Raw genomic sequence first — 12,630 nt, forward strand, 5'->3', positions numbered from 1 at the left:
GCATCGCGGGTTCACCGGCCCTATTGCATCGAACCAGAAAACGGGCACCGTTTTTGGTTTGATTTGATGCACAAACAAGCAGCTAGAGCAAAATATTGATTAATGTTCAAAGCATTTTGCTCTCGTCATGGCCTGCTGGAAGCAGCCGCGGCCGGAGGGACTTTCCCCTTCCGGCCGCGATCGTCATGCGGCGATCACAGCTTGCACTGGGAGGCGTAATTGTCCTGATAGTCTTCAAAGATCTTCTCGACGATCTCGGTCGCGAATTTGCCGTCCTCGCGCTTGACCACCTTCACCAGATAGAAATCCTGGATCGGATAGTGGTTGTGGCCGAAGCGGAAATTACCGCGCAGCGACTGGAAATCCGCCTTCTTCAGCGCCTCGCGCAGCTTGTCCTTGTCGTCGAGCTTGCCGTCGAGCGACGTCACGGCGGCATCGATGGCGAGCGCCGCGTCATAGGCCTGGATGGCATAGAGCGCCGGCACGCTGCCGTACTTCGCCTCGAACGCCTGCACGAACTCCCGCGACTGCGGGTTGTCGAGGTTCTGCGCCCAGTTCGCGCCGCCGAAAAAGCCGAGCGCGGCGTCCTGCTGGGCGGGCAGCGTGGTCTCGTCCACGGTGAAGGCGGAGAGGAAGGGGATGTTGTCGAGCCCCGCCTGCCGGTATTGCTTCACCAGATTGACGCCCATGCCGCCGGGCATGAAGGCGTAGACCGCATCCGGCTGGTCGGCGGCGATCTGCGCCAGTTCGGCCGAGAAGTCGAGCTGGCCGAGCTGGGTGTAGATCTCGTTCGTCACCTCGCCCTTGTAGGAATGCTTGAAGCCGGCGAGCCCGTCCTTGCCCGCCTGATAGTTGGGTGCGAGCAGAAAGACGCGCTTGTAGCCCTGATTCTCGGCATATTTGCCGAGCACCTCGTGCATCTGGTCGTTCTGGTAGGAGGTCACGAACAGATTGGGGTTGCACTCGGGACCCGCCAGATTGGACGTGCCCGCGTTGGTGCTGATGAGGAACGCCCCCGCCCCCGTCACGGGCTTGACGATGGCGTTGAGAACATTGGAAAAGATCGGGCCGACGACGAAGTCCACCTTCTCCCGCTCGACGAGCTCGCGCACCTTGTTGACGGCGATGTCGGGCTTCAACTCGTCGTCGACGACGACGATCTCGGCCTCGAGCCCGCCGAACTTGTTGCCGAGCTTCTCCGCCGCCAGCAGGAACGCGTCGCGCGACTGCTCGCCGAGCACGGCGGAAGGGCCGCTCAGCGTGTAGAGAAGGCCGATCCTGATCTTGCCGTCCGCCGCCTGCGCGGTGTGGGTGGCGATGAAAGACGAGGCCATTGATGCAACGGCGACCAACCCCGCAGCCGCTATCCGGTTCGACAACATGAAACGTTCCCCCTGGTCAAGCAACGATCCCCGCCCGCGGCGGACTGCGAACGACGCCGCCACGTGCCGGAAACCCTCAAGTTCTCTTATAGTTTGGTGCTTTTGCCGACAAGGAATAATCCCTCGCGCCGCAAGCTCCGACGTTGCGGAAACGGGCCTTTCGTCGTAGACAGCGGTTTCATGCCAATGCCGCTCGATGCCCCATGTCGTTGAATCAGCCCCTCTATCGCGGCCTGGACCGGGAGACGCTCGACCGCGAGTACAACGCGCGCGCGAGCGTGCCGTCCTTCGCCGCCGAGCATGCCCGGTACGTGGCCGAGAGCGCGCGCGTGAAACGGGAGATTCGGCACGTCGCCGACATCGTCTATGACCCGCTGAGCGGCCAGAGGCTCGATTTCTATCCGGCCCATCCCGGCGCGCCCGTCTTCGTCTGGATCCACGGCGGTTACTGGCGCGGCGGCTCGAAGGAGGACAACGCCTTCGTCGTGCCCGGCCTGAGAGCCCACGGCGTTTCCGTCGCGGTCATCGACTATGCCCTCGCGCCCGCCGTGTCGCTCGATGAAATCGTCCGGCAGGTCCGCTGCGCGATCGCCTATCTGCATGCCAACCGGGAGCGCCACGGCATCGCCGCCGGACCCATGGCCGTGGGGGGATCGTCGGCCGGCGGCCATCTCGTCGGCATGCTGCTCGCCCAAGGTTGCCACGGCGAAGACTGGCACGGCGAATGGAACCTGCCGCCCGACACCATCGGTGTCGCGCTCGCCCTGTCGGGCCTCTATGACATCGAGCCGCTACGCCACACCCATATCGACGCCTGGCTCGGCCTCGACGATGCCTCGATCGCGCGCAACAGCCCGATCCTTCACGTTCCGCGGCAATCCGCGGCCTGCCTGCTCGCCTCCGTCGGCGGGCTCGAAACAGGGGAATTCCGCCGCCAGACGACGGCCTATGCCGAGGCCTGGGAAAAGGCTGGCCACACCGGCCGCGTCATCGACATGCCCCGCCACAACCACTTCGATATCGCCCTCAGCCTGAGGGAACGGGACGGTGTCCTGACGCGGGCGGTGGCGCAGGCCATTCGCGAACGGCAATAGTCTTACGTGCAACGAATACGTGTACACGCAAACCTGTCGGCGGGGTGGTACTCCCTGCTTTACGGTGAAAACATTGCAAGAGCTTGTCTATATTTGAAGAGAGGAATTGAGCGGGACGAGGAGGCATGAAATGATGCGCCACGCTGCTCGAACGGCGGAGGAGGAAGCGCGCATCCTCCGCCGAAGACTTCAGAGGGGTAGTCCAAATGGAACGTGTTTTCGCTACGGGCTGGTTCGGGGTTATCGCCCGCGTAATTCTTACATTCATGTTCTGGGCAAGCGGCCTTGCCAAGTCGATCGACTTTTCCGCCGGAATGGCCGAGATGACACACTTCGGCCTGGAGCCGGCGGTGTTCTTCAATGCCGCTACCATCGTCGTGCAGCTCATCGGTTCCGCCCTCATCATCCTGAACATCTATGCCTGGGTGGGTGCTCTGGCGCTCGCTGCCTTTACGGCGGCGACCATTCCCATCGCGCATACCTTCTGGAGCATGGAGGAGCCGATGCGGACGCTTGAGTTCTACGTCGTCATGGAGCATATCAGCATCATCGGCGCCCTGCTGGTCGTCGCATGGGCCACGTCGCGCAAGGATCGGCTCAGCCGGGCGCCGATTGCCTGGAAAGCGGGCTAGGGTGCAACCGCTACGACCAAACCGAATGACGGGAACCCGCCGCGCTGCGGCGATGATCCGGTGCGGCAGCGTGTCCGTCTGGCGGGCGGGACTTGTCGGGCAAGCAAGCCTTCCGGCGGCGGATCAGGGATCGATGATGCGGTCGGGCCAGGGGTTGCGCCCCTCCTTCAGCCACAGCAGCGCATCGGTCCAGAACCCGCCGGCGTGGCTGTCATGGAAAAGGTTGAAATGGCCGATGGCGTCGCGGCCGTAGTCGGCCGGGGCGAGCATCACCGCCTGTCGTGGCGCGCCCGTGTAGTAGCGCAGCGTGCGGCGGATCGCCGGCACGGTACAGAACTCGTCGTCGCTGACGGACACGGCCAGGATCGGCGCCGTCACCGCCGCCATGCGGGCGACCGCCGAGGCCCGCTCCCGGCGCGGATGGCTGCGCTCGAAACGGGGCCCGCGAAAACTCCATTCGTTGGCGATCCCGGCCGGCAGGTCCTCCAGCCAGCCGAGCCTGCGGCCCGGAAAGTAGCCGCAGACCATCGTGGCGGCGGGCATGGCGACATGCCATTTCAGGAACAGGTCGAGCCTGCGGCGGGGCGCGTAATCGGGCCACCACGCGTATTGCGCGCCCACAGTCAGGATGCGGTTCACCGATGGGGCGCTTTCGGCGAGCCCCGGCAGGAAGCCGCCGATGCTGTGGCCCACGACGATCAGCGGCGCGTCCGGCGCCCGCGCGCGCATGAAGCGCACGGCGGCGTCGAAATCGCGCTCGCCCCAATCCCGCCAGCGATAGCCGCAGCCGCGCAGGCGTTCGGGCCGCGACAGGCCGATGCCGCGATAGTCGTAGGTGAGCACGTCGAAGCCATGCGCCGCCAGAAACCGCGCATAGCGATGGTAGTATCGCGCGAGAACCCCGGTCGCGGGGTTGACGATGACCCCGGCGGGCGCCTCGTCCGCGCCGCTCCATAAATGCCCGCCGAGCCGCACGCCGTCGCGGCAGGGAATCGCGACCGCCTGTCCATGTTCCGTCGAGAGAGGGCGCATGAGTTCGTTCATGCCGGGGACAATAGCGGCTGCCCATGACCATGTACATGCGTCTGCAACCGATCGGCGCCCGGACGAAAGCGGCTGCCTGATCCTTGGCCTCCCGTCCTGATCCATGTTTGCGCAAATGTCTTGACGGAAGGCAGCGGGTGATCGACAACGATGATCCGGACGCGATTTTACGTCCCGTTCCGGCGGCGGCCTGCCTCGATATCGGGCAGATGCACGCGCTGCCCGGAAGCGGCTTCCACAACCAGACCGACCCTGGGGAGAGTTCGATGCGGTTCATGAGATCGGCGATCGTTGCGCTTGCTGTCAGCGCCGGCGCTGTGGCGGCACAGGCGGCCGAGGTCAAGCTCGGCGTCGCGGCGGCGTTGAGCGGCGGGGCCGCCCAGTATGGCGCGGCGATTCGCAACGGCTTCGAGCTCGCCGCCGAGGAGATCAACGCTGCCGGCGGCATCAACGGCAACACCATCCGGCTCGTGATCGAGGACGAACAGGGCAAGAAGGAAGAGGCGATCAACGTCTTCAAGAAGTTGATCTTCCAGGACAAGGTGCTGCTGGTGTTCGGCCCGACACTGTCCAATTCCGGCTCCGCCGCGCATCCCGTCGCGCAGGGTGCCAAGACGCCGGCGTTCGCCACCTCCAACACCGCCGACGGCATTACGGCCGTCGGCAACTACGTCTTCCGCAACTCCGTCACCGAGGCCGACGTGCTGCCCGTGACGCTGCGCAAGGTGGTCGAGAAGGAAGGCGTCAAGAAGGTCGCCGTGCTCTACGGCAACGACGACGTGTTCACCAAGTCCGGCTACGACAACTTCGCCAAGGCGCTCAAGGATCAGGACATCCCCGTCACCACGACGGAGACCTTCGCCAAGGGCGACGTCGATTTCAAGGCCCAGCTCACCAAGATCAAGGCGAGCGAGCCCGACGCCATCGTCCTCTCCGCCCTGCTGGCCGAGGGCGCGCCCATCCTCGTGCAGGCGCGCCAGCTCGGCATCGACCTGCCGTTCATCGGCGGCAACGGCGTCAACTCGGTCAAGATCTTCGATCTCGCCAAGGGGGCGTCCGACGGTCTGTGGGTCGGCAGTCCCTGGTCGGCGAGCAACGATGCGCCCGAGAACGCGAAGTTCATCGAGGCCTACACGAAGAAATTCGGCTTCCCACCGGACCAGTTCGCCGCGCAGACCTATGACGCCCTTCACATCGTCGCGGAAGCGCTGAAGAAGGTCGAGCTTTCCGGCGATCTCGCCAAGGACCGCGCGGCGCTGCGCGACGCCCTGCCCGACGTGACGTGGACCGGCGCGACCGGCCCCTTCAAGTTCCGCCAGGCGCAGGACCGGAGCGGCAAGCCGGCCGGCTACGACGCCGATCAGGAAGCGATCGTTTCGGTGACGAAGAACGGCGTCTACGAAATCGTCAAGTGACCGGCCGCGCCCGGCATTATTGCCGGGCGCGCCTTCCCTCAAGGATCATCCCCTCGGCACGGGCCGGCTGCAGTATGACCCCAGAAGTGGGTATCGCTTTTGGGAAAAGATCGTGCTCATCGAATGGATGGATCAGGAGGGCTTTCCGGCGGAAAGTCGTCCCGATCCATCCCGGCCGCGGAAACTTTTTTGACGATGCTTGCCCAACAATTCATCAATGCGTTGTCGCTCGGCAGCGTCTATGCGCTGTTCGCGCTGGGGTTCACGCTGATTTTCGGCGTGCTCGGCGTCATCAACCTCGCACACGGGGCGGTGTTCATGGTCGGCGCCTATGCGGCGCTGCAGACCGTGGTGCTGGCCGGGCTGCCGATCTGGGCGGCGCTCGTCGCGGCCTTTGTCGTCAGCGGCTTCCTCGGGCTCGCCATCGACATCCTGGTCCTGTCGCCGCTGCGCAAGCGCGATGCGCCGCATCTCATCCCCATGATCGCCACCATCGGCGTCGCCATCGTGCTCAACAGCGCGACGCAGGGCATCTTCGGGGCCGACAACCTGCGCTTTCCGCCGGGCGTGGTGCCTGAGGCATCGATCGAGGCGGCGGGGCTGCATGTCACCGTGGTCGAGATCGGCATCGTCGCGCTGACGCTCGTCATCATGGTGACGCTGCTCGTGGGGCTGCGGCGCACCGCCGCCGGCAAGGCGCTGCGGGCGGTGGCCGAGTCGCCCAGGGCGGCGGCGCTGCTCGGCATCGACGTCGAGGGCCTGTTCCGCAAGACGTCGTTTCTGGCCGCCGCGCTCGGCGGGGTCGCGGGCGTCATGATCAGCCTCTATTCCAACGCCGTCTACCCGCTGATGGGTCAGCCGATGCTGCACAAGGGCATCGCGGTCATCATCCTCGGCGGCATGGGCGACATCCGCGGCGCGCTCATCGGCGGGCTGTTTCTCGGCTTCGCCGAGGTGTTCGCGGTGGCCTATGTCGGCTCGACCATGCGCGATGCGGTGGCTTTCGGCCTGCTGTTCCTGATCCTGCTCGTGCGGCCCACCGGCCTGTTCGGCAGGGCGAGCGAGCGGAAGGCCTGACCATGGATGGATTCTCGGGCTGGGACGCATTCCTGGTGTGGTTCGACGAGTTCTGGGCCGTCTATTCCAACCTCGTGCTGACGCTCGGCATCAACGCGCTGCTGGCGCTCTCCATCTGGCTGACGCTCGCCTGCGGCGTGCTGGCGCTGGCCAACGCCGCCTTCATGGGGCTTGGCGCCTATGCCGGGGCGCTGGCGACGATGAACTACGATTCGCCCTTCACGCTGTCGCTCGCCGTCGCGATGGCGGCGCCCTCGCTCGTGGCGCTCGCCATCGGCCTGCCCGTGCTGCGGCTCGGCGGCGTCTATCTCGCCATGGCGACGCTCGGCTTCGGCGAGGTCGTGCGCGTCGTCATCCTCAACACCGATAGCATCACCGGCGGCGCGCTGGGGCTGAACGGCATTCCGCAATATACGCAGTGGTGGCACGTGGCGCTCGCGCTCGCCATCGTGGTGTTCGTGCTGGCGCGTCTCCACCGCTCGAAGACCGGCCGCGCGTTCGAGGCCATCAAGGTGGACGAGACGGCGGCGAGCCTGATGGGCGTCGACCTGCGCGCCCACAAGCTTCTCGCCTTTGTGCTGGGCGCGGCCATCGCCGGGCTCGCGGGCGCGCTCAACGCCCACCTCACCTTCTTCATCGGCCCGCAGGAATACGGCTTCGACCGCGGCGTCGAGATCCTGACCATGGCGATTCTCGGCGGCATCGGCTCGCTCATCGGGCCGATCATCGGCGCGGTGTTCCTCACCCTGCTGCCGGAGCTGCTGCGCGGGCTCGCCGACTTCCGGCTGATCGTCAACGGGCTCATTCTGGTGACCGTGGTGCTGTTCCTGCCCACCGGCCTGTGGGACCCGGCGCGCCTGCGCCACTGGTTCGGCGGGAGGTAGGCGATGCTCGAACTCACCTCCATCTCCAAGTCCTTCGGCGGTCTCAAGGTGCTGGACGACGTCAGCCTGAAGGTGCCGCAGGGGGCGATCTTCGGCCTCATCGGCCCCAACGGCGCTGGCAAGACGACGGTGTTCAACCTGGTGACGGGGCTCATTCCGCCGACGAAGGGCACCATCGCCTTCGGCGGCACGGACCTCGCCGGGCTTCCCCCGCACCGCATCACCCGGCTCGGCATCGCGCGCACCTTCCAGAACATCCGCATCTTCAAGGAGATGTCGCTGCTGGAGAACGTGCTCGTCGGCCGGCACCGGCATATCGACTACGGCATCGTCCAGATGCTGTTCTCGCTGCCGGACTACCGGGCCCAGGAGGCGGCGGCGCAGGCGCGGGCGCTCGAACTGCTGGACTGGGTCGGCCTCGGCGCCAAGGCGGGAGAGATCGCCGACACGCTCTCCTATGGCGAGCAGCGCCGGCTGGAGATCGCCCGCGCGCTCGCCACCGAGCCGCGCCTGCTGCTGCTCGACGAGCCGGTGGCGGGCATGAACCCGAGCGAGAAGACCGACCTCATGAAAGTGGTGCGCGCCATCAACGAGCGCGGCTACACCGTGTTCCTGATCGAGCACGACATGCGCTTCGTGATGGGCCTGTGCGAGGAGGTCGCCGTGCTGAACTTCGGCCGCATCATCACCAGCGACAGGCCCGAGGCGGTGCGCCGGAACCACGACGTCATCGAAGCCTATCTCGGGCGCGACGACGACGCCGACACGCGGGAGACGGCCTGATGGGCGCGCTTCTGGAGGTCGCCGGCCTCAAGGTCAACTTCGGCCATGTCGAGGCGGTCAAGGGCATCGATTTCGTGCTGAACGAGGGCGAGATCACGACACTCGTCGGCGCGAACGGCGCCGGCAAGTCCACGACGCTGCTGGCGCTCTCGGGCCTCGTGCGCAAGGCGGCGGGCAGGGTCGTCTTCGCCGGGCGGGACATCACCCGTCTGCCCTCGCACCGAATCGTCCGTCTCGGGCTGTCGCAGGTGGCGGAGGGGCGCGCCATCCTGACCAGGCTCACCGTGCGCGAGAACCTGGAGCTCGGCGCCTGGCATCGCAGCGACCGGGAAGCGATCGCGGCCGATTTCGAGCACGTGCTCGGCCTGTTCCCCCGCCTCGGCGAGCGGCTCGACGGCCTCGCCGGCAACCTCTCCGGCGGCGAGCAGCAAATGCTGGCGATCGGCCGCGCGGTGATGGCGCGCCCGCGCATCCTGCTGCTCGACGAGCCGTCGATGGGCCTCGCGCCGCTGATCGTGCAGGAGATCTTCCGCATCATCAGGACGCTCAACGAGGGCGGGCTGACCATCTTCCTCGTGGAGCAGAACGTGCGCCAGGCGCTGAAGATCGCCCACCGCGCCTATGTGATCGAAACCGGCGAGATCGTGCTCAACGGCACCGGCGAGGAGCTGCTCGACCACCCGCGCGTGCTGGAAGCCTATCTGGGCATCTGACGGCGGTGCGCCTCGCGTCCTCGTTCAGGCCAGCACCGATTGCAGGATCGCCCGGTAGTCGTCCAACGTGGGCGTGCGCGGATTGGTGGCATGGCTGTGGTCGGCGAGCGCACGTTCGCAGACGAGCGGCACCACCGCCTCGGTCACGCCGAGGTCGGAAAGCCGCGCCGGTATGCCGAGCCGCTCGTTCAGGGCCTCCAGCTCCGCCGCGAGATCCGCAGTCGCATCGAGCCCGGCGGCGGCGGTCAGGCGCGCGATCTTCCCGGCGGCCACCGGCGCGTTGAAGCGCAGCACCTGCGGCATCAGGATCGCGTTGAGCGTGCCGTGATGCAGCGCCGGCTCCTTCAGCCCGCCCAGCGCATGGCTCAGGGCGTGAACGGCCCCGAGCCCCTTCTGGAAGGTGAGGCCGCCTTCGAGCGCCCCCATCATCATTTCCGTGCGCGCCTCGACATCGCCGCCGTTCTCCCACGCAGTCGGGAGATTGCGCCAGATGCGGGCGAACCCGTCGAGCGCGATGGCCTCGGCGGGGGGATTGAAGCGCGGCGACAGATAGGTCTCGATGCAGTGCGACAGGGCGTCGAGACCCGTCACCGCCGTCAGGAACGGCGGCAACGCCAGGGTGACGTCGGGATCGCAGATGGCGAAGCGGGGAATGAGGTGCGGGCTGATGAAGCCGAGCTTGCGCCCGTCGTCGAGCGTGATCAGCGCCGCCCGCCCGACCTCGGAGCCGGTCCCCGCGGTCGTGGGAATGGCGATGAGCGGCGCCACTCCGGGCGTGATCCGCCCCACGCCGCCGAGGATCGCCGCATACCCCTCGAGCGGCCCCGGATGCGTCGCCAGCAGGGCGACGCCCTTGGCGAGGTCGATGGGCGAACCGCCGCCGAAGGCGACGATGCCGTCGCAGGCGTGCGCGCGGTAATGCGCGAGCGCCGCGAGCACCGCCGCCTCCGTGGGGTTGGAGGGCACGTCGATGAAGGGCGGCACCACGGCCGGCAGGAAGGGCGTCAGGCGGTCGGGCAGCCCGAGCCGCGCCAGCGCCGCGTCGGTGACGACCAGCGGGCGGCGCACGCCGAGCGCTTCCAGCGCGGCACCCAGGGAGGACAGCGCCCCGGTACCGAAATTGATGGTCGTCAGATATTGGATGACGTGCATTTCTTCTCCTCCCGCCCGGCTTATTCGGCTGCTTCGCACCCGTCCGGGTGTCAAAGACCGAAGAAATCGGCCATCAGCGACAATTGCCGGTCCAGCATGGGGCGGCCCGGGTGGATCCGGCACCCCTTGTCCCTGGCGATGTCCAGCAGGGGCGTGATTTCCGGCTCCATGACGACCTCGGCCACGGTCATGTCGGGGGCGAGGCCCGCGCCGTCGAGGGGCAGCGGATCGCCGGGGCGCATGCCGAGGGACGTGCCGTTGATGACGAGATCGTGGCCGGAAGGGTCGGCGCCGCCGATGCGCACGTCCGCGCCGGGGTGTCCGGCCAGAATGCGCCCGCGCAGGGCCGCGGCCTTGTCGCGGGTGCGGTTCGCCAGCGTCAGGCGCGCCACGCCCGCGTCGACGAGCGCGAAGGCGATGGCGTTCGCCGCCCCGCCCGCGCCGACGAGATAGGCCGAACGCCCGCCGACGTCGATGTCCGCCGCCAGAAGACCGGCGACGAAGCCGATGCCGTCGAGCGCATCGCCGACGATGAGCCCCTCCGGCGTGCGCCGGATCACGTTCACCGCCCCCACCGCGCGGGCGGCGGGGCTGATGTCGTCGCACAGCCGGACCGCTGCCGTCTTGTGCGGGACGGTGACGATCCCGCCGTCGAAGTTCTTCAGGCGGCGCAACGCGTCGAACGCCCCGGCGAGGTCCTCCGGCGCGACCTCGAAGGGCACCATGACTGCGTCCTTCCCGCGCTCGCGCGCGATGCGGTTGATGGCCGGCGGCGCCTTAACGTGCACCACCGGATCGGCCAGAATGGCGAGGACCCGCGTGCGGCCGGTGACGCCGGCCTTGTCGGCCGGCAACGCAAGGTCCGCACTCACAGCCGCACCTTGCCGTCGAAGCGGCGCGGCACGCCGTCGGGCCCCTCGCCTCTCAGTTCCGGCGGGAGCAGATCGTCGGGCAGATCCTGATAGCTGACCGGGCGCAGGAAGCGGGCGATGGCGAGGGTGCCGACGGACGTCGTCCGGCCGTCGGAGGTCGCCGGGAAAGGCCCGCCATGCACCATCGCAGGGGCGACTTCCACGCCGGTGCCGAAACCGTTCACCAGAATGCGGCCGACCTTCTTCTCCAGCACGGGGATCAGGCCGGCGGCGGCGGGATAGTCCTCCGGCACGATGTGCAGCGCTGCGGTCAATTGTCCGGCGAGACTGTCGACGACGCGGCGCACCTCATCGAGATCTGCGGCGACGACGACGAGAGCCGCCGGCCCGAACACCTCCTCCTGAAGGGAAGGATCGGCGAGGAACGCCGATGCGGGCGTCCTGAACAGCCGCGCCGACGCCTTGAGCGGCGCTTGCGCACCGGCGGCCGCGACTTCGGTCACCGCCGCGTGGCCGGCGAACGTCGCGGCGCCCTCGCGATAGGCCTTGCAGATGCCCGGCGTCAGCATGGTCGCGGGCGCAGCCTCGCGCACCTTCTCGGCGGCGGCGGCGAGAAACGCGTCCAGTCCCGGACCTTCCACGGCGATGACGAGGCCGGGATTGGTGCAGAACTGCCCCACGCCCAGCGTCAACGACGCGACGAACGCGTGGCCGATTTCCGCCCCGCGCGCCGCCAGCGCGCCGGGTAAGAGGATTACCGGATTGATGCTGCTCATCTCCGCGTAGACGGGGATCGGCACCGGCCGCGCCGCGGCGATGGCGGCGAGCGCCAGGCCGCCGGCGCGCGAGCCGGTGAAGCCCACGGCGGCGATGCGCGGATCGGCGACAAGGCCCTGCCCGATGCTCCGCCCGCTGTCGAACAGGAGCGCGAACACGCCCTCGGGCAAGTCCAGATCCCGCACGGCGGCCTGCACGGCCGCGCCGACCAGCGCCGAGGTGGCGGGATGCGCCGAATGCGCCTTGACGATGACCGGACATCCGGCAGCGAGCGCCGAGGCCGTGTCGCCGCCGGCGACCGAGAACGCCAGCGGGAAATTCGACGCCCCGAACACCGCGACCGGCCCCACGGGGATATGGCGCAGCCGCAGGTCGACGCGCGGCAGGGGCTTGCGGTCCGGCTGGACGGGGTCGATGCGCAGATCGAGGTATCCCCCGTCGCGCACCACGGCCGCGAACAGCCGCAACTGGCCGACCGTCCGCGCCCGCTCGCCCTCGAGCCGGGCGCGCGGCAGGCCGGTTTCGCGGGAGGCGACCTCGATCAGCTCGTCGCCGATGTCGAGGATGTTCTGCGCGATGCGCTCCAGAAACGCCGCCCGTTCCTCGCGCGGACGGGCGCGGTAGTCGTCGAAGGCTGCCTGCGCCAGCGCGCAGGCACGGTCGAGCTGGTCCGCGGACGCGCCGGAGAACGTGATTCCCGACGGCTCCCCGGTTTCTGCGACGATGGAACGGATCGTCCCGTTGGTGCCGACGATCCGCTCGTGGCCGATCAAAAGGCCGTCCTCAACAGTCATTGCAGTCTCCT

12 protein-coding genes are annotated in these 12,630 nt (G+C 67.8%); 7 read left to right on the plus strand and 5 right to left on the minus strand.

Going from position 1 to position 12,630, the window contains the following annotated elements; all coding sequences use genetic code 11:
• Nucleotides 1–194: 194 nt before the first annotated feature.
• Nucleotides 195–1,382, minus strand: a complete 1,188-nt coding sequence (locus ACUSIJ_RS23605; RefSeq protein ID WP_449310874.1) for an ABC transporter substrate-binding protein — start codon at nt 1,380–1,382, stop codon at nt 195–197.
• 203 nt (nt 1,383–1,585) lie between these two features.
• Here ACUSIJ_RS23605 and ACUSIJ_RS23610 point away from each other — a divergent pair, with 203 nt between their 5' ends.
• Together ACUSIJ_RS23610 and ACUSIJ_RS23615 are read left to right on the plus strand one after the other, a co-directional pair.
• A complete protein-coding gene (locus tag ACUSIJ_RS23610) occupies nt 1,586–2,476 on the plus strand; it encodes an alpha/beta hydrolase (RefSeq protein ID WP_449310875.1) in 891 nt (296 codons plus the stop codon).
• A gap of 206 nt (nt 2,477–2,682) precedes the next feature.
• Nucleotides 2,683–3,108: a DoxX family protein gene (locus tag ACUSIJ_RS23615; protein WP_449310876.1), complete on the plus strand. Its 426-nt coding sequence runs from the start codon at nt 2,683–2,685 to the stop codon at nt 3,106–3,108.
• Between the two features lie 123 nt (nt 3,109–3,231).
• On the opposite strand, the gene ACUSIJ_RS23620 is transcribed toward ACUSIJ_RS23615, so the two are convergent.
• Entirely contained in the window at nt 3,232–4,140 is a 909-nt protein-coding gene (locus ACUSIJ_RS23620) for an alpha/beta hydrolase family protein (RefSeq protein WP_449310877.1), read from the minus strand.
• A gap of 149 nt (nt 4,141–4,289) precedes the next feature.
• Here ACUSIJ_RS23620 and ACUSIJ_RS23625 point away from each other — a divergent pair, with 149 nt between their 5' ends.
• The 5 genes from ACUSIJ_RS23625 (at nt 4,290) to ACUSIJ_RS23645 (ending at nt 9,024) form a co-directional block, all read left to right on the plus strand.
• Nucleotides 4,290–5,567, plus strand: a complete 1,278-nt coding sequence (locus ACUSIJ_RS23625) for an ABC transporter substrate-binding protein (RefSeq protein ID WP_449310878.1) — start codon at nt 4,290–4,292, stop codon at nt 5,565–5,567.
• Nucleotides 5,568–5,762: 195 nt separating this feature from the next.
• On the plus strand, nt 5,763–6,644 hold the full coding sequence (locus tag ACUSIJ_RS23630; RefSeq protein ID WP_449310879.1) for a branched-chain amino acid ABC transporter permease: 882 nt from the start codon (nt 5,763–5,765) through the stop codon (nt 6,642–6,644).
• A 2-nt stretch (nt 6,645–6,646) separates the two neighbouring features.
• Entirely contained in the window at nt 6,647–7,528 is an 882-nt protein-coding gene (locus ACUSIJ_RS23635) for a branched-chain amino acid ABC transporter permease (RefSeq protein ID WP_449310880.1), read from the plus strand.
• A 3-nt stretch (nt 7,529–7,531) separates the two neighbouring features.
• Complete coding sequence (locus ACUSIJ_RS23640) at nt 7,532–8,311, plus strand: ABC transporter ATP-binding protein (protein WP_449310881.1); 780 nt, start codon at nt 7,532–7,534, stop codon at nt 8,309–8,311.
• On the plus strand, nt 8,311–9,024 hold the full coding sequence (locus tag ACUSIJ_RS23645; protein ID WP_449310882.1) for an ABC transporter ATP-binding protein: 714 nt from the start codon (nt 8,311–8,313) through the stop codon (nt 9,022–9,024). Before ACUSIJ_RS23640 ends, ACUSIJ_RS23645 begins: the two co-directional genes overlap by 1 nt.
• A 24-nt stretch (nt 9,025–9,048) precedes the next feature.
• On the opposite strand, the gene ACUSIJ_RS23650 is transcribed toward ACUSIJ_RS23645, so the two are convergent.
• Genes ACUSIJ_RS23650 through ACUSIJ_RS23660 form a run of 3 tightly spaced genes read right to left on the minus strand, consistent with a single transcriptional unit; the run spans nt 9,049 to nt 12,619 of the window.
• Nucleotides 9,049–10,176: an iron-containing alcohol dehydrogenase gene (locus tag ACUSIJ_RS23650; RefSeq protein ID WP_449310883.1), complete on the minus strand. Its 1,128-nt coding sequence runs from the start codon at nt 10,174–10,176 to the stop codon at nt 9,049–9,051.
• Between the two features lie 50 nt (nt 10,177–10,226).
• Nucleotides 10,227–11,048 carry a shikimate dehydrogenase family protein gene (locus ACUSIJ_RS23655; protein ID WP_449310884.1) on the minus strand — a complete coding sequence of 274 codons (822 nt, stop codon included), beginning with the start codon at nt 11,046–11,048 and terminating at the stop codon, nt 10,227–10,229.
• Nucleotides 11,045–12,619: an aldehyde dehydrogenase (NADP(+)) gene (locus ACUSIJ_RS23660; protein WP_449310885.1), complete on the minus strand. Its 1,575-nt coding sequence runs from the start codon at nt 12,617–12,619 to the stop codon at nt 11,045–11,047. Before ACUSIJ_RS23660 ends, ACUSIJ_RS23655 begins: the two co-directional genes overlap by 4 nt.
• Nucleotides 12,620–12,630: the final 11 nt, after the last annotated feature.

This window comes from Pseudochelatococcus sp. B33, assembly GCF_053570585.1.

What these genes read in the sequence shown, in the direction of transcription:
- ACUSIJ_RS23605 (WP_449310874.1), bottom strand. Translation starts at nt 1,382, where the DNA reads ATGTTGTCGAACCGGATAGCGGCTGCGGGGTTGGTCGCCGTTGCATCA.
- ACUSIJ_RS23610 (WP_449310875.1), top strand. Translation starts at nt 1,586, where the DNA reads ATGTCGTTGAATCAGCCCCTCTATCGCGGCCTGGACCGGGAGACGCTC.
- ACUSIJ_RS23615 (WP_449310876.1), top strand. Translation starts at nt 2,683, where the DNA reads ATGGAACGTGTTTTCGCTACGGGCTGGTTCGGGGTTATCGCCCGCGTA.
- ACUSIJ_RS23620 (WP_449310877.1), bottom strand. Translation starts at nt 4,140, where the DNA reads ATGCGCCCTCTCTCGACGGAACATGGACAGGCGGTCGCGATTCCCTGC.
- ACUSIJ_RS23630 (WP_449310879.1), top strand. Translation starts at nt 5,763, where the DNA reads ATGCTTGCCCAACAATTCATCAATGCGTTGTCGCTCGGCAGCGTCTAT.
- ACUSIJ_RS23635 (WP_449310880.1), top strand. Translation starts at nt 6,647, where the DNA reads ATGGATGGATTCTCGGGCTGGGACGCATTCCTGGTGTGGTTCGACGAG.
- ACUSIJ_RS23640 (WP_449310881.1), top strand. Translation starts at nt 7,532, where the DNA reads ATGCTCGAACTCACCTCCATCTCCAAGTCCTTCGGCGGTCTCAAGGTG.
- ACUSIJ_RS23645 (WP_449310882.1), top strand. Translation starts at nt 8,311, where the DNA reads ATGGGCGCGCTTCTGGAGGTCGCCGGCCTCAAGGTCAACTTCGGCCAT.
- ACUSIJ_RS23650 (WP_449310883.1), bottom strand. Translation starts at nt 10,176, where the DNA reads ATGCACGTCATCCAATATCTGACGACCATCAATTTCGGTACCGGGGCG.
- ACUSIJ_RS23660 (WP_449310885.1), bottom strand. Translation starts at nt 12,619, where the DNA reads ATGACTGTTGAGGACGGCCTTTTGATCGGCCACGAGCGGATCGTCGGC.